Below are 14,774 nucleotides of genomic sequence, written 5' to 3' on the forward strand. Positions count from 1 at the left end.
GCTCGCCCCTCGGCTCACACCGCGTCGGCCCGGGCCGCCGGCGCGCGCGACAGCCGCGACAGCAGGTCGTCGAGCTGTTCGAGCGAGCCATAGGCGATGGTCAACTCGCCGCCCTTGCCGAGCGGATGCACCGTCACCCGGCAGCCCAGGCTTTCGGCCAGATCGCGTTCGAGCGCGATCAGGTCGGGATCGCGCGGGGCCGGCTCGCCCCGCCCGCCCGCCGGCTTGGGCTTGCCCTGGCTGCTGGCCAGCTTTTCGGTCTGGCGGACGTTGAGGCCCTTGGTCACCACCTGATGGGCGAGGCCGACCGGATCGGGCGCGGTCAGCAAGGCGCGGGCATGGCCGGCGGTCAGTTCGCCCTGTTCCAGCAATTCACGCACCGGATCGGGCAGCGCCAGCAGCCGGATCATGTTGGCGACGTGAGAGCGGCTCTTGCCCACCGCCTTGGCCAATTGTTCCTGGGTGTGGGAGAATTCCTCCATCAGCCGGCGGTAGCCGTCGGCCTCTTCCAGCGGCGACAGGTCCTGGCGCTGGAGATTCTCGACCAGGGCGATTTCCAGCGCCTCGCGGTCGCTGAGATCGTTGACGATCACCGGCACCTGATGCAGCCGCGCCCGCTGCGCCGCGCGCCAGCGCCGTTCGCCGGCGATGATCTCGAACCGGCCCTGCGGCCCCGGCAGCGGCCGCACCAGCAGCGGCTGCAACACCCCCTTGTCGCGGATCGATTCGACCAGATCGGCGATGTGCTCCTCGTCGAAATGGCGGCGCGGCTGGAACCGGCCGGGCTGGAGCCATTCGACCGGCATCGTCCGCAGGGTGCCGAGACCGCTGGCGCTCTCCCCCGTCGCCGGGGCCGGGGCCTGATCCCCCAGCAGCGCCGACAATCCCCGTCCCAACCCCTTCCGTCTTTCCTCGGCCACGATGCTTATGCCCTCACATCCGATTCGATCGCGTCGTCATCCCCGTCCTCATCCGCCCCGGCCTGGCCCGGCCCCGGCTCGCTCCCGTCCGGGCCGGGCGGCAGACCGCGCTCGCGCCGCAGCAATTCGCTGGCGAGGCCAAGATAGGCCTCCGAGCCGCTGCATTTGACGTCGTAGATCAGCACCGGCTTGCCATGGCTCGGCGCCTCCGACACCCGGACGTTGCGGGGGATCACCGTGTTGTAGACCTTGTCGCCGAAATAGGCGCGCACGTCGGCGGCGACCTGTTCGGACAGGTTGTTGCGGCGGTCGAACATCGTCAGCACGATGCCCTGAAGTTCGAGCCCGGGATTGAAGGCGTGGCGCACCCGCTCGACCGTCTTGATCAGGTGGCTGACCCCCTCGAGGGCGAAGAATTCGCATTGCAGCGGCACCAGCACCGCATCGGCCCCGACCAAAGCGTTGAGGGTCAGCAGATTGAGCGAGGGCGGGCAATCGATCAGGACGTAATCGAACGCCGCCACCGCGCCGTCGAGGGCGTCGTGCAGCCGCTGTTCCCGCCGGTCGAAATCGATCAGCTCCAGCTCGGCCCCCGACAGATCGACCCCGGAGGGGATCAGGGAGAGGCCGGGGATCTCGGTGGTGATCATCGCCTCGGCCAGGGTCGCCTCGCCCAGCAGCACGTGATAGATCGTCACCGCCCGGGCGGTGCGATCGATGCCGAGCCCGGTCGAGGCGTTGCCCTGGGGATCGAGATCGATCACCAGCACCGAACGGCGGGTGGCGGCCAGGGCGGTGGCGAGATTGATCGCGGTGGTGGTCTTGCCCACCCCCCCCTTCTGGTTGGCGATGGCGATGACCCGCGTCGCCGCCGGAACGGCGTCGCTGCTAGGGCTGGTCTGGGCCACTTCGTACCTCGCGAAGCTGAAGGATGGCGCCGTCCGGGTCGGTCAGCGACGGGATGCGGCGGTGGCCGATCTTCCAATCTTTCGCGGCCGCGGTCAATTCGTCTTCCGCGCCACGACCCTTGAGAAACAGGCATTGCCCGCCGGGGGCGAGGTGCGGCGCCGCCCAGGCGAGCAGACGCGGCAACGGCGCCAACGCGCGGGCGGTGATCACGTCGGCCCCGAGCGGCGGGATCTGCTCGATCCGGCGCGACAGGATCGTCACCGGGGTGGCGGTGATGCGGGCGGCCTCGCGCAGGAACGCCCCCTTGCGGGCGTCGCTTTCGACCAGATGGACGTCGGGGGCGCCGAGGATCGCCAGCACCAGCCCGGGGAAGCCGGCACCGCTGCCGAGATCGACCAGCCGCCGCGCCCCGTCCGGCAGATGCGGCCACAGCTGGGCGGAATCGATCAGATGGCGCCGCCACAGCGCCGGCACGGTGTCGGGGCCGACCAGATTGATCCGCGCCTGCCAGCGCACCAGCAGCGCGGCATAGGATTCCAACCGCTCGATTGTTTCACGTGAAACGCCGAACCCAGCCAGGGTGGCCCGTTCGGCCTCGCTGGCTTCCGGAACCGTCATCGGGGTGTTCATGCCCGTCCCTCCCCGCCTTGCGCCTGTTTGCGGACATGGCCGAGCAGCGCCGTCACCGCCGCCGGAGTGATGCCCGGGATCCGCGCCGCCGCCGCCAGACTGTCCGGCCGCACCGCCTTCAGCTTCTGCCGCACCTCGTTCGACAGCGAGCCGATCGCATCATAATCGAGATCGGCCGGCAGGCTCAGTCCCTGCTCGGCGCGATAGGCGCGAATATCGGCCTCCTGGCGGGCGAGATAGCCGGCATAGGTTCCTTCCGCCTCCAGCACCTCGGCCAGGGCCGGATCGAGCCCTTCCAGCGCCGGCCACACCTGCCGCAGCCGGGCCAGATCAAGGTCGGGATAGGCCAGCAGGTCCCAGGCCGAGCGGGCCACCCCATCCTGGTTGATGGCGAGGCCGGCGCGGGCCAGTTCGGTCGGACTGGCGCTCACCCCCTTCAGCAGCGCCCGCCCCTCCTCCAGCCGCCGCACCTGTTCGGCGAAGGCGGTGGCGCGGACCGAACCGACACAGCCGGCCGCCAACCCGAGCGGAGTCAGCCGCTGGTCGGCATTGTCGGCCCGCAGCAGCAGGCGGTATTCGGCCCGCGAAGTGAACATCCGATAAGGTTCGCTGGTGCCGCGCCCGACCAGATCGTCGATCATCACCCCGAGATAGGCGTCGGCGCGGTCGAGCAGCAGCGGCCCCTGGCCGCCGCAGGCGCGGGCGGCATTGATCCCGGCGACGATCCCCTGCCCCGCCGCTTCCTCGTAGCCGGTGGTGCCGTTGATCTGGCCGGCGAGATACAGCCCGGCCACCGCCCGGGTCTCCAGCGAGCGTTCCAGCGCGCGCGGATCGACGTAATCATATTCGATCGCGTAGCCCGGCCGCAGCATCACGCAGCGTTCCAGCCCGGGGATGGTGGCGATCATCGCCGTCTGAACATCCGTCGGCAGCGAGGTCGAGATGCCGTTGGGATAGACGGTGTGATCGTCGAGCCCCTCCGGTTCGAGGAAGATCTGATGCCGCTCGCGGTCGGCAAAGCGGACGATCTTGTCCTCGATGCTGGGGCAGTAACGCGGCCCGGTGCCGCTGATCTGACCGGTATAGATCGGGGCGCGGTCGAGGTTGGCGCGGATCACCGCATGGGTGGCCGGAGTGGTGGCGGTGATGCCGCAGGCGATCTGCGGGGTGGTGATCCGTTCGGTCAGGAACGAGAACGGCACCGGCGGATCGTCGCCCGGCTGGCGGTCGAGGCTGTCCCAATCGATGGTGCGGCCGTCGAGTCGGGCCGGGGTCCCGGTCTTCAGCCGCCCCAGCGGCAGCCCCACCCGCCGCAGCGCCTCGGCCAGCCCGAGCGAGGGCGGCTCATCGATCCGGCCAGCCGGCCAGGTGTCGGCACCGAGATGGATCACCCCGTTGAGGAAGGTGCCGGTGGTGATCACCACCGCACCGCAGGCGAGGGTCCGGCCGTCGGCCAGCACCACCCCGCTCACCCGCCCGGCCTTGATCTCAAGGTCGGTGACGCTGGCTTCAAGCAGGTCGAGCCCGGCCACCGCGTCGAGCGCGGCGCGCATTTCGCGGCGATAGAGGGCGCGGTCGGCCTGGGCACGCGGCCCCCACACCGCCGGTCCCTTGGCCCGATTCAGCATGCGGAACTGGATCCCGGCGCGGTCGATCACCCGCCCCATCAGCCCGTCGAGGGCATCGATCTCGCGCACGATCTGGCCCTTGGCCAACCCGCCGATCGCCGGGTTGCACGACATCTCGCCAATGGTGGCGAGACGGTCGGTCACCAGCACGGTGCGGGCTCCGACTCGCGCCGCCGCCGCCGCCGCCTCGCAGCCGGCATGGCCGGCCCCGATCACCACCACGTCCCATTGTTTCACGTGAAACATCCTCTTCCTGACTGATCGCGCGGGCTGCCGCCCGCACCCGCCCGGAGGCGGAGCCTCCGGACCTCCCCTTTTTTCAAGGATTATTCAGGGAGCCCAAGGGTCATGAGCGGACGTGCCAGGCCATGCCCCGCCCTTATACCCCGGAGTTCTGTCAGGAACCAAAAAAGAAGGGGGTCCGGGGCATCGCCCCGGGTGGGTTCACGGGCGACAGCCCGTGCGTACTCCCCCCTCATTTACCGATGCAGAATTCGCCGAAGATCGCGTCGAGCAATTCCTCGCTATCGACCCGGCCGGTGATCCGGCCCAGTGCCGCCGCCGCCGCCCGCACCGCTTCGGCGGCGAGGCCGAGGTCGCCCCGGGCCGACCAGCCGTCGAGGGCGGCACGGGCTGCCTCGGCGGCGGCGCGGTGCCGGGACCGGGTCAGCAGCGGCGCGGCCCCCCCGGCCAGCCGCTGTTCGAGGGCAAGGGCGAGGTGGTCGAGCAGCGCCTCGATCCCGTCGCCCCGCCGCGCCGACACCGCCAGCGCCGGGCAGCCGGCGACGCAATCGGGCAACGGGGCCGTCACCAGTTCGCTCTTGTTGAGCAGCACCAGGGTGGCGTCGTCGATCATCGCCAGGGTGGCGGCGTCCAGCTCGGGCCAATGGGTAGCGTCGAACACCGCCAGCTTGAGGTCGGCCTGTTCGGCGCGGCGAAGGGCGCGGCGTACCCCTTCCGCCTCGATCGCCGCCTCGGCCTCGCGCAGGCCGGCGGTATCGGCCAGGATCGCCGGCCAGCCGCCGAGATCGAGATGGACCTCGATCACGTCGCGGGTGGTGCCGGCCTCGGCCGAGACGATCGCCGCCTCGCGTCCGGCCAGCCGGTTGAGCAGGCTCGACTTGCCGGCGTTGGGGGCACCGATCAGGGTGATCTCGACCCCATCGCGTACCGCCTCGCCCCGCCGTCCGGCGGCGAGATGGGCGGCGAGGTCGGCGGCAAGAGCGGCCGCCTCGGCCTCGACCCGGGCGATCAGATCGTCGGGCAGATCCTCCTCGGCGAAATCGATCGCCGCCTCCAGCCGCGCCGCCAGCCCGACCAGCCGGGCCCGCCAAGCCTCGACCTCGCGGGCGAGGCCGCCTTCCATCTGCCGCAGCGCCTGCCGGCGCTGGGCGGCGGTTTCGGCCGCGACCAGATCGGCGATCGCCTCGGCCTGGCTGAGGTCGATCTTGCCGGCGAGGAAGGCGCGGCGGCTGAACTCGCCCGGCTCGGCCGGACGCAGGCCGAGCCGTTCCAGTGCCGCCGCCAAAGCGCGGGCGACGGCGCGGCCGCCATGAAGCTGAAGCTCGACCACCGCCTCGCCGGTGAAGCTGTGGGGGGCGGGGAACCACAGCGCCAGCCCGTCATCGATCGGCTCGCCCGCCGCGTCGCGCAAGCGGACCCGGCCGGCCCGCCGGGGCGGCGGCAGCGGCCGGCCGCTCAGCGCCTCCAGCGCGGCGGCGCTGCCCGGACCGGACAGCCGCCACACCGCCACCCCGGCCCGCCCCGCCCCGCTGGCGAGGGCATAGATGGTGTCGGTCATCTCAGGCGGTCAGCACCGGGGTCACCGGGCCATCGAGCAGCAGGCGCTCGACCCGCTCGCCCCGGCCGAGATGACGGTCGAGGATCTCGTCGATGTCGGCGATCGAGTCGAAGCGGTACCACGCCGCGTCGGGATAGATCACCAGCACCGGCCCCAGCGCGCAGCGGCCAAGACAGCCGGCATTGTTGATCCGCACCTCGCCCAGGCCGAGCTCCTTGGCCCGGCGCTTGAGATGGTCGCGCGCCGCCGCGCTGCCCCGGTCGCCGCAGCCGCGCCGGGCCTCCTCGGCCGGGCGCTGGTGGGTGCAGACGAAGACATGAAGGCGATAGTAGGACGCGACGGACTCGGGCGAACTCACGATTTACTCTCCCTGCTGCGACCGCCGGCGGCGGCGAACTGTGACCAGAACATCTTCTGCAATTGCTCGATCCCCTGCACCCCGGCGGGCAGCCAGACCTTGAGCATGGTTTCGGGATCGGCGGCGGCGAGACTGGCCGCCATCCGGTCCTGCATCTGGCGCATCAGGGCCTGCTGCATCGGCTGAACGTCGGGCAGGCCGAGAAAGGCGCGCAATTCTTCCGGGGTGCACTCGACATCGACGGAGATCTTCATGACCGCTCCCTGATCGATCGGGTGAGGGCGAACCGGCCAGGGCGGCGGCTCCGCCTGGGTTCCAGCCTAAGCCGTGGCGCCGGCCGGCGCAATTGCCCCTCCCCTTCCCCGCCTTGCTGCTGTTATCGTAGCCGCCATGGCTCATCTGTCGTTCCCCTCCCCGCTCGGCCCGCTGACCCTGATCGAAACCGATGGGGCGATCACCGCGCTGGCCTGGGGTGAGCGGGGGGGCGCGACGGAAACCCCGCTGCTGCGGCAGGCGCGGGACGAGATCGCCGCCTATTTCGCCGGCCGGCTGCGCCGCTTCACCCTGCCGCTGACCCCGGCCGGCACCCCGTTCCAGCGCCGGGTGTGGGCGATGCTGGCGGAAATCCCGTTCGGCCAGACCCGCAGTTACGGCGACCTCGCCCGGGAACTCGATTCGGGCCCCCGCGCCATCGGCGGCGCCTGCGGCCGCAATCCGATTCCGCTGCTGATCCCCTGCCACCGCGTGCTGACCGCCGACGGCCGCCTGGGCGGCTATTCCGGCCAGGGCGGCCTCGCCACCAAGGCGCGGCTGCTGCGCCATGAAGGGGCGATCCCGCCCGAGCCGGCCGGTCCGGGTTGAGCTTCGCCACCGTCTTGCTAGAATAGCCGCCATCACGCATCGCGAGAGGACGCCTTCAGTGAGTCAGGGCAAGGTTGGCAAGTCGGTCGCGACCGCGTTGTGCCTGCTGTGGATCGGCTGGGGGGTATGGAGCCAGTTTCTCCTGCCCGCCGACGAACTGGAAAATCACAGCTCGCTGTCGGTGCGCGACCGGCTGAGCGACTGCACCGGCACCTTCCAGCAACGCTACGATTGCAAGAACGCGATCGTGATCGCCACCGATCGCGGCAATTTCTTCAACGTCATCGGCCGGATCCTGATCATCGTGCTGCCGCCCCTGCTGGTGGCGGGGGCGTGGCGGCTGGTGACCCGGCCGCGCGATGACGGCGAGGGCGGCGGCAACGAGGAATGGTCGGACCCCTACGGCACGCCGCGCCGGCGCTATCACCGCCGTACCGGCCGTCACTGATCATCCTCACAAGCGGGAGGCGCGACGATGGCGCTGGTGCGATTCGAACAAAAGGGCTTCCTCGTCATCCTGACGATGGCCCATCAGCAACGCCGCAACGTGCTGGGCGAGGCGCTGATCGGCGAGATCATCGCCGGGCTGGAACAGGCGCGCGCGGTCAAGGCGCGTTGCGTGATCCTGCGCGCCGAACCGGGCGTCGCGGTGTGGTCGGCCGGGCATGACATCGGCGAACTGCCCCACACCCACCGCGACCCGCTCGGCTGGGGCGATCCGCTGCGGGTGGTGATCCGCGCCATCGAGGAATTCCCCGCCCCGGTGATCGCCCTGCTCGAAGGCGGCGTGTGGGGCGGCGCGTTCGAAATGGCGCTGGCCTGCGACATCCTGGTCGCCACCCCCGGCGTCCATTTCGCCATCACCCCGGCCAAGCTGGGCATCCCCTACAACATTTCCGGCCTGCTGACCTTCGTCAACGCCGCCAGCCTGCATGCGGTGCGCGAAATGGTGTTCACCGCCCAGCCGATCAGCGCCGAGCGCGCCCACGCGCTGGGCATGGTCAACCATCTCCAGCCGGCCGACCGCATCACCGCCTTCTGCGAGGACATGGCGGCCGGAATCTGCAAGCTCGCCCCGCTGGCGATCGCGGTGATGAAGGAGGAATTGCGGGTGCTGGTCGCCGCCCACGCCATCACGCCGCGGATGTTCGAGCGGGTCCAGGGCCTGCGCCGCCAGATCTATGACGGCGAGGATTATATCGAGGGTATTAACGCTTTCCGGGAAAAACGTTCACCTAATTTCTCTGGAAAATAAAAAAGAGCGGGCTCTGCCCGCACCCGCCAAGGGCCGCAAGGCCCTTGGATCCCATGCCTTGTCCTCGCCACACCCGACCATCGACGGGTTCCAAGGGCCCTCGGCCCTTGGCGGGCGTGGGCGGAGCCCACATCCTGTTATTTTTTCTTCGCCCCCAACGCGGCTTCGAGCGCGTCGGCGACGGTGCGCATCACCTTGACCCGGGCATGGGGCTTGGAATTGGCTTCGACCAGGGTCCAGGGGGCGTTGTGGGTCGAGGTGCGCTCGACCATGTCATTGACCGCCTGCTCGTAGAGCCCCCATTTCTCGCGGTTGCGCCAATCCTCCTCGGTCAGCTTCCATTTCTTGTAATCGATCTCGCCCCGGGCGGTGAAGCGGGCCAATTGTTCCTCGGCGGTGATGTGCAGCCAGAATTTGCACAGCACGATGCCGTGCCCGGTCAGCTGCTGTTCGAAATCGTTGATCTCGCCATAGGCGCGGCGCCACGCCTCGCCGGAACAGAAGCCTTCGACCCGCTCGACCAGCACCCGTCCGTACCAGGAGCGGTCGAACACCGTCACCCGGCCGGCGCGGGCGAGATGGCGCCAGAACCGCCACAGATAATGATGGGCCCGTTCCTCCTCGGTCGGGGCGGCGATCGGGATCACCTGATAATCCCGCGCGTTGAGGGCGTTGGTCAGCCGGCGGATGGTGCCGCCCTTCCCCGCCGCGTCCCAACCCTCGAACACCAGCACGGTGGACAGCCGGGTTTCGATGGCGCGGCGATAGAGCAGCGCCAGCCGGGCGCGCTGCTCCTGCAACGCCTGGGCATAGAGGGCGGGATCGAGCGCCACCGTCATGTCGAGCGAGGACAGGATCGACGGCTGCGGCGGCAACGCGGCGGTCACCGCCGAGCCGTTGTCGCGGCTCTCGTCGCGCAGTTCGGCATCGACCTTGCGCGCGGCGGAGCGGGCGGCGAGATGGGACCCAATCGCCGCCTTCAGCGTCTCCAGCACCACCGCGGAGCGATAACGCTGGTCGGCACCCTCGACGATCCGCCAGGGGGCATGGCCCTTGCTGGTCTGCATGATGATCCGCTCGGCGGCGGCAAGGAACTTGTCGTACTGCTCGTAATGCTTCCAGTCGGTCTCGCTGACCTGCCACGCGGTCAGCGGGTCCTTCTCCAGGCTTTTCAGCCGCTTCTTCTGGGCCGGCTGTGACAGATGCATCCAGAATTTGAGGATCAGCGCCCCTTCGTCGGCCAGGGTCTTCTCGAAGCGCAGGATCGGCGCCAGCGCCTCGTCGAGTTCGGCCGGGGTCAGCCTGCCCTGTACCCGGTCGATCAGCGGAGCATGATACCAGGAGGACAGGAACAGCCCGATCTTGCCCTTGGGCGGCAGGTCGCGCCAGAACCGCCAGAACGGCGGCCGCTCCGCCTCCTCGTCCGAGGCGGCGCCATAGGCCCGCGTCTCGATCCAGCGCGGGTCCATCCATTCGTTGATCAGGTTGACCGTCTCGTTCTTGCCGGCGCCATCGACCCCGGCGAAGACGATGATCACCGGGAAATCGGCCCCGCGCAGCTGCTGCTGCAATTCCAGCAGCTCGGTGCGCAGCGCGGGGGCGAGGGCGTCGAAATCCTCGCGCGAGATCTTGCGTCCCAGTTCCGCCGCCTCGAACATCGCGCCCCTCCCCGGTCGTCCCCGAACCTCCAAACAGCATGGGCCGAAAGATAGGGGTCGGCAAGGTCGAATCCGTCCATCCGGCGCGGTCGCGACGCCGCCACCACCGTCAGTTCCGTGACAGGGGGGGAAATCCGGGCTAAAAGAGGCGCCGTGAAGACTCCCGAGGTCAGGGAATGAAGTTCAAGCCGTCGCGCGCCCATGTCGCCTTCGCCCACGATGTCGTCATGGCCGCGTCCTCGTTCGTCGCCGCGCTCTATCTGCGGCTGGGCGACGGGCTGTGGCTGCTGTGGAGCAACGGCGATCTGCTGCTCGGCGTCGTGCTGTTCGTCGCCGTCGCGGTGCCGGTGTTCCTGTCGCTGCGCCTGTATCGCGGGGTGTGGCGCTATGCCTCGACCAACGACATGGTCGGGCTGGTGCGCGCCGCCACCCTGACGGTGACCGCGTTCACCGTGCTGCTGTTCCTGGTCAACCGGTTGCAGACGCTGCCGCGCTCGGTGCTGATCATCAACTGGCTGGTGCTGCTGATCCTGCTGGGCGGGCCGCGCTTCATCTACCGCAATTTCAAGGATCGCCGTCAGGCCCGCCGCTTCGCCAATCCCGACGCGGTGCCGGCGCTGCTGGTCGGCGCCGGCGACGAGGCCGAGCTGTTCATCCGCGCCACCCGCTCGGCGGTGGCGGAATACCGCGCCGTCGGCGTGGTCAGCCCGCGCGGCGCCCGGGTCGGCCGCAACATCCACGGCATCGAGGTGCTGGGGGCGATCGACGAACTGGCCGAGGTGGTGGCCGAACTGCGCCGGCGCGGACAGGCGCCACAGCGGCTGATCATCACCGATCACGGCCTCGACGGCGCCACCGTCCGCGCCTTGCTCGACGAGGCCGACCGGCTCGGCCTCGCGCTGGGGCGGATCCCGCGCCTGACCGAGCTGAACGGCGTCGATGAGACCGTGCCGATCCGGCCGATCGCGGTCGAGGATCTGCTCGGCCGGCCGCAGCAGGCGCTCGACCGCAGCGGGCTGGAGGCAATGATTCGCGGCCGGCGGGTGATGGTCACCGGGGCCGGCGGCTCGATCGGCTCGGAACTGGTGCGCCAGATCGCCGCCTGCGGCCCCGAGCGGCTGGTGCTGTTCGAGGCCTGCGAGTTCAATCTCTACAGCATCGATCAGGAACTGACGGCGCTGCCCAACGCCCCGCGCGTGGTGCCGCTGCTGGGCGACGTGCGGATGGCGGCCCGGGTCGGCGAGGCGATGGACACCCACCGCCCCGAACTGGTGTTCCACGCCGCCGCCCTCAAGCATGTGCCGATGGTCGAACGCAATCCCGAGGAAGGGATCCTGACCAACGCCGTCGGCACCCGGATCGTCGCCGATGCCTGCGTCGCCGCCGGGGTGCGGGTGATGGTGCAGATCTCGACCGACAAGGCGGTCAATCCCACCAACGTGATGGGGGCGACCAAGCGGGTGGCCGAGATGTACGCCCAGGCGCTCGATCTCGCCGCCGGGGGCAATCCGGGCGGCACCCGCTTTGTCACCGTCCGCTTCGGCAACGTGCTGGGCTCGACCGGCTCGGTGGTGCCGCTGTTCCAGAAGCAGCTTGCCGCCGGCGGGCCGCTGACCGTCACCCACCCCGAGATGACCCGCTATTTCATGACCGTGCGCGAGGCGGTCGAGCTGGTGTTGCAGGCCTCGCGCCTCGGCGCCACCGACGCCGCCTATCGCGGCAAGATCTTCGTGCTCGACATGGGCGAGCCGGTGCGGATCGTCGATCTGGCCCGCCAGATGATCCGCCTCGCCGGACTGCGCCCCGACCACGACATCTCGATCGCCTTCACCGGCCTGCGTCCGGGCGAAAAACTGTTCGAGGAGATCTTCCACGGCGCCGAGCCGCCGGTCGCCACCGGCGAGCCCGGCCTGCTGCTGGCCGCGCCGCGCGCGGTCGAGGCGGTGCCGCTCGGCCGCGCCATCGACGAGTTGCGCGAGGCCAGTCTGGCCCGGCGCGGCGAGGCGGCGCTGGCCCTGCTGCGCCGGCTGGTGCCGGAATATCAGCCGTCGCGGGCCGGGGCCGCCCCCGCCGCCCCGGCGACGGAGTAGCGCGCGATGTGCGGCCTGGTCGCCCTGTTCGCCGCCGCCGGCGCCCCCCCGGTCGATCCGGCCGAATTGCTGGCGATCCGCGACCGGATGACGGCGCGCGGTCCCGATGGCGCCGGCAGCTGGCTCAGCCCCGACCGCCGGGTCGGGCTCGGTCACCGCCGCCTGTCGATCATCGATCCCAGCCCGACCGGCGCCCAGCCGATGGCCAGCGCCGACGGGACGATGAAGGTGGTCTTCAACGGCGAGATCTACAATTACCGCGCCCTGCGCGCCGGGCTGGAGGCCGAAGGCGTCCGCTTCCGCTCCGGTTCCGACACCGAGGTGGTGGTCGAGCTGCTGCGCCGCTACGGCCCCGGGGTGCTGTCGTCGCTGCGCGGCATGTTCGCCCTGGTGGCGTGGGACGGGCGGGCGCGGCGGCTGATCGCCGCCCGCGACGGCCTCGGCATCAAGCCGCTCTACCTCGCCGAGGCCGGCGGCACGGTGCGGATCGCCTCCCAGGTCAAGGCGCTGCTGGCCGGCGGCCGGATCGACACCAGCCCCGACCCGGCCGGCCATGCCGGCTTCTTCCTGTGGGGCCATGTCCCCGAGCCGTTCACCCTCTATCGCGGCATCCGCGCCCTCGCCCCCGGCGCTTGGGAAAGCTGGGACGCCGACGGCAGCCACCGCCACGGCCGTTTCTTCGACCTGACCGAAACCCTGCGCGGCGACGGCGGCGACGGCCCGGCGCCGACCCTGGCCGAGGCGCTGGCCGACAGTGTCGCCCATCACCTGATCGCCGACGTGCCGGTCGGGCTGTTCCTGTCGGCCGGACGGGATTCCGCCACCCTGTGCGCGCTGGCGGCGGCGCGGGCGCCGGGCCGGCTGGCGACGGTGACGCTCGGCTTCGACGAGTTCGCCGGCACCCCGGGCGATGAGGTGCCGCTGGCCGAGCAGGTCGCCGCCGCCTACGCCACCGATCATGTCACCGAGCGGATCCCGGCCGGCGATTTCGCCGAGGCCCGCGACCGCATCCTGGCCGACATGGACCAGCCCTCGATCGACGGGGTCAATGTCTGGCTGGTGGCCCGCGCCGCCGCCCGCCGGGGCCTCAAGGTCGCCCTGTCCGGCCTCGGCGGCGACGAGCTGTTCGCCGGCTACGACACCTTCCGCAAGGTGCCGCGTCTGGTGCGGCTGATGCGGCCACTGGCGGCGCTGCCCGGCCTCGGCGACGGGCTGGCCCGCCACGGCGCCGGCCTCGCCCGCCGCCTCGGCCGGCCCAAGGCCGCCGGGCTGATCGCCTGGGGCGGCAGCCTGCCCGAGGCCTATTTCCTGCGCCGCGCCTTGTTCCTGCCCGACGAACTGCCGGCGGTGATGGACCCCGACATGGCCCGCGCCGGGCTCGACCGCCTCGCCCTGCGCGAACGCCTCGCCGCCTGCGTCGCCGGCATCGACGATCCGCGCCGGGCGCTGTCCTGCCTGGAAATGGGCTGCTACATGCGCTCGCAATTGCTGCGCGACGCCGATTGGGCCGGAATGGCGCACGGAGTCGAAATCCGGGTACCGCTGGTCGATACCGCCCTGCTCGGCGCGGTGCTGCGGATCGGCGCCGCCAGCGGCCAGTTGCCGGACAAGGCGGCGATGGCCGCCTGCGCCGCCCCGCCGCTGCCGGCGGCGCTGCTGACCCGGCCCAAGACCGGCTTCTCGGTGCCGGTGGCGCGCTGGCTGGGCGAATCCTCGCTGCGCGGCTGGGCCGGACGGGTCCACCGCGCCCAGGTCGCCGCGTCATGAGCCGGCGCGACCGCCTCGCCGCGCTGATCCTGCCGGAAGTCCGGCTGTGGCGCCGGCTCGCGCCCGGCGGCTTCCGCATCCTGCTGCTGCACGACGTGCCGCCGGCCCAGCGCCCGGTGCTGGCGCGGATCCTCGGTGATCTCGCCGCCGCCGGCCGTCTGATCGGCCCGGCCGAGGCCGAAACGCTGCTTGACGGTGCCGCGCCGCCGCCCGGCCCGCCGCCGCTGCTGGTCAGCTTCGATGACGGCTTCGCCTCCAACCGAATCGTCGCCGAGTCGATCCTGGCGCCGCTGGGGATCCGGGCGCTGCTGTTCGTTTGCCCCGGCCTGATCGAGCTGGCCCCGGCCGAACAGGCGGCCGCCGTCGCCGCCAACGTCCTGCGCGGCCAGCGCCCCGCGCCCGAGCCGCTGCTGGGCTGGGACGAGCTCGCCGCCCTGGCCGCCGCCGGACACGTCATCGCCAACCATACCCTGACCCATCCCCGCCTCGCCGGCCTGTCCCCCGCCCGCCTCGCCGACGAGATCGGCGGCGGCGCCGACCTGCTGGCCCGCCGGCTCGGCCCCAGCGCGTGGTTCGCCTTTCCGTTCGGCGATGTCGGTTCGATCGATTCCGCCGCTTTCGCCGAGATCGGCCGCCATCACCGCTTCTGCCGCTCCGGCGTGCGCGGCGGCAATGACGCGACCACCCCGAAGCTGGCGCTGCGGGCCGACCATCTCGACCTCGCCGCCGCCCCGGCCTGGCAGGCGCTGACCCTGGCCGGCGGGCTTGATCCGGCCTATCGCGCGGCGCGGAAGCGGCTCGATCGCCTGTGATGTGGGCTCCGCCCACACCCGCCAAGGGCCGCCAGGCCCTTGGATCCCTTTCCCTGTCCTTCGCGCGGCAAACGCCCGCGCCCAA

14 protein-coding genes are annotated in these 14,774 nt (G+C 71.0%); 6 read left to right on the forward strand and 8 right to left on the reverse strand.

Translation table 11 applies throughout. The features are described 5' to 3' along the window. Window positions 1-14 precede the first annotated feature (14 nt). The 7 genes from ACFSNB_RS02610 to ACFSNB_RS02640 all read right to left on the reverse strand — a co-directional run bounded on the left by ACFSNB_RS02610 (window position 15) and on the right by ACFSNB_RS02640 (window position 6,500). Window positions 15-896 (reverse strand): ParB/RepB/Spo0J family partition protein, encoded by an 882-nt coding sequence (locus tag ACFSNB_RS02610; RefSeq protein ID WP_377314231.1) that lies wholly within the window; start codon window positions 894-896, stop codon window positions 15-17. A 29-nt stretch (window positions 897-925) separates the two neighbouring features. Beyond that, complete coding sequence (locus ACFSNB_RS02615; RefSeq protein WP_377314233.1) at window positions 926-1,828, reverse strand: ParA family protein; 903 nt, start codon at window positions 1,826-1,828, stop codon at window positions 926-928. Further along, complete coding sequence (gene rsmG, locus ACFSNB_RS02620) at window positions 1,809-2,447, reverse strand: 16S rRNA (guanine(527)-N(7))-methyltransferase RsmG (RefSeq protein ID WP_377314235.1); 639 nt, start codon at window positions 2,445-2,447, stop codon at window positions 1,809-1,811. Before rsmG ends, ACFSNB_RS02615 begins: the two co-directional genes overlap by 20 nt. A gap of 8 nt (window positions 2,448-2,455) precedes the next feature. Then, on the reverse strand, window positions 2,456-4,333 hold the full coding sequence (gene mnmG / locus ACFSNB_RS02625; RefSeq protein WP_377314237.1) for a tRNA uridine-5-carboxymethylaminomethyl(34) synthesis enzyme MnmG: 1,878 nt from the start codon (window positions 4,331-4,333) through the stop codon (window positions 2,456-2,458). A 229-nt stretch (window positions 4,334-4,562) separates the two neighbouring features. Beyond that, window positions 4,563-5,888, reverse strand: a complete 1,326-nt coding sequence (gene mnmE / locus ACFSNB_RS02630; protein WP_377314239.1) for a tRNA uridine-5-carboxymethylaminomethyl(34) synthesis GTPase MnmE — start codon at window positions 5,886-5,888, stop codon at window positions 4,563-4,565. 1 nt (window position 5,889) lies between these two features. Beyond that, window positions 5,890-6,246: a (2Fe-2S) ferredoxin domain-containing protein gene (locus ACFSNB_RS02635; protein WP_377314241.1), complete on the reverse strand. Its 357-nt coding sequence runs from the start codon at window positions 6,244-6,246 to the stop codon at window positions 5,890-5,892. After that, complete coding sequence (locus tag ACFSNB_RS02640; RefSeq protein WP_377314243.1) at window positions 6,243-6,500, reverse strand: DUF6489 family protein; 258 nt, start codon at window positions 6,498-6,500, stop codon at window positions 6,243-6,245. The genes ACFSNB_RS02635 and ACFSNB_RS02640 overlap by 4 nt, the downstream gene beginning before the upstream one ends. A gap of 136 nt (window positions 6,501-6,636) precedes the next feature. Here ACFSNB_RS02640 and ACFSNB_RS02645 point away from each other — a divergent pair, with 136 nt between their 5' ends. The 3 genes from ACFSNB_RS02645 to scpB are packed head-to-tail and all read left to right on the forward strand — an operon-like array spanning window position 6,637 to window position 8,362. After that, a complete protein-coding gene (locus ACFSNB_RS02645) occupies window positions 6,637-7,107 on the forward strand; it encodes a methylated-DNA--[protein]-cysteine S-methyltransferase (protein ID WP_377314244.1) in 471 nt (156 codons plus the stop codon). A gap of 58 nt (window positions 7,108-7,165) precedes the next feature. Further along, a complete protein-coding gene (locus tag ACFSNB_RS02650; RefSeq protein WP_377314246.1) occupies window positions 7,166-7,555 on the forward strand; it encodes a hypothetical protein in 390 nt (129 codons plus the stop codon). 27 nt (window positions 7,556-7,582) lie between these two features. Next, window positions 7,583-8,362, forward strand: a complete 780-nt coding sequence (scpB, locus tag ACFSNB_RS02655; protein WP_377314248.1) for a methylmalonyl-CoA decarboxylase — start codon at window positions 7,583-7,585, stop codon at window positions 8,360-8,362. Window positions 8,363-8,499: 137 nt separating this feature from the next. On the opposite strand, the gene pap is transcribed toward scpB, so the two are convergent. Next, window positions 8,500-10,020, reverse strand: a complete 1,521-nt coding sequence (gene pap / locus ACFSNB_RS02660; protein ID WP_377314250.1) for a polyphosphate:AMP phosphotransferase — start codon at window positions 10,018-10,020, stop codon at window positions 8,500-8,502. Window positions 10,021-10,196: 176 nt separating this feature from the next. On the opposite strand from pap, the gene ACFSNB_RS02665 reads away from it, so the two are divergent. Genes ACFSNB_RS02665 through ACFSNB_RS02675 form a run of 3 tightly spaced genes read left to right on the forward strand, consistent with a single transcriptional unit; the run spans window position 10,197 to window position 14,689 of the window. Next, a complete protein-coding gene (locus ACFSNB_RS02665) occupies window positions 10,197-12,110 on the forward strand; it encodes a polysaccharide biosynthesis protein (RefSeq protein ID WP_377314252.1) in 1,914 nt (637 codons plus the stop codon). Window positions 12,111-12,116: 6 nt separating this feature from the next. Continuing rightward, window positions 12,117-13,877, forward strand: coding sequence for an asparagine synthase (glutamine-hydrolyzing) (asnB, locus tag ACFSNB_RS02670; RefSeq protein ID WP_377314254.1), 1,761 nt, complete (start codon window positions 12,117-12,119; stop codon window positions 13,875-13,877). Then, window positions 13,874-14,689 (forward strand): polysaccharide deacetylase family protein, encoded by an 816-nt coding sequence (locus ACFSNB_RS02675; RefSeq protein ID WP_377314256.1) that lies wholly within the window; start codon window positions 13,874-13,876, stop codon window positions 14,687-14,689. The genes asnB and ACFSNB_RS02675 overlap by 4 nt, the downstream gene beginning before the upstream one ends. Window positions 14,690-14,774 lie beyond the last annotated feature (85 nt).

Origin of the sequence: Phaeospirillum tilakii, assembly GCF_042683125.1 — a bacterium.
Classification (GTDB): domain Bacteria; phylum Pseudomonadota; class Alphaproteobacteria; order Rhodospirillales; family Magnetospirillaceae; genus Phaeospirillum; species Phaeospirillum tilakii.

Excerpts from the sequence above, each read along its gene's own strand:
- rsmG (WP_377314235.1), bottom strand. The coding sequence starts at position 2,447 with ATGACGGTTCCGGAAGCCAGCGAGGCCGAACGGGCCACCCTGGCTGGG.
- mnmG (WP_377314237.1), bottom strand. The coding sequence starts at position 4,333 with ATGTTTCACGTGAAACAATGGGACGTGGTGGTGATCGGGGCCGGCCAT.
- mnmE (WP_377314239.1), bottom strand. The coding sequence starts at position 5,888 with ATGACCGACACCATCTATGCCCTCGCCAGCGGGGCGGGGCGGGCCGGG.
- ACFSNB_RS02640 (WP_377314243.1), bottom strand. The coding sequence starts at position 6,500 with ATGAAGATCTCCGTCGATGTCGAGTGCACCCCGGAAGAATTGCGCGCC.
- ACFSNB_RS02645 (WP_377314244.1), top strand. The coding sequence starts at position 6,637 with ATGGCTCATCTGTCGTTCCCCTCCCCGCTCGGCCCGCTGACCCTGATC.
- scpB (WP_377314248.1), top strand. The coding sequence starts at position 7,583 with ATGGCGCTGGTGCGATTCGAACAAAAGGGCTTCCTCGTCATCCTGACG.
- pap (WP_377314250.1), bottom strand. The coding sequence starts at position 10,020 with ATGTTCGAGGCGGCGGAACTGGGACGCAAGATCTCGCGCGAGGATTTC.
- ACFSNB_RS02665 (WP_377314252.1), top strand. The coding sequence starts at position 10,197 with ATGAAGTTCAAGCCGTCGCGCGCCCATGTCGCCTTCGCCCACGATGTC.
- asnB (WP_377314254.1), top strand. The coding sequence starts at position 12,117 with ATGTGCGGCCTGGTCGCCCTGTTCGCCGCCGCCGGCGCCCCCCCGGTC.
- ACFSNB_RS02675 (WP_377314256.1), top strand. The coding sequence starts at position 13,874 with ATGAGCCGGCGCGACCGCCTCGCCGCGCTGATCCTGCCGGAAGTCCGG.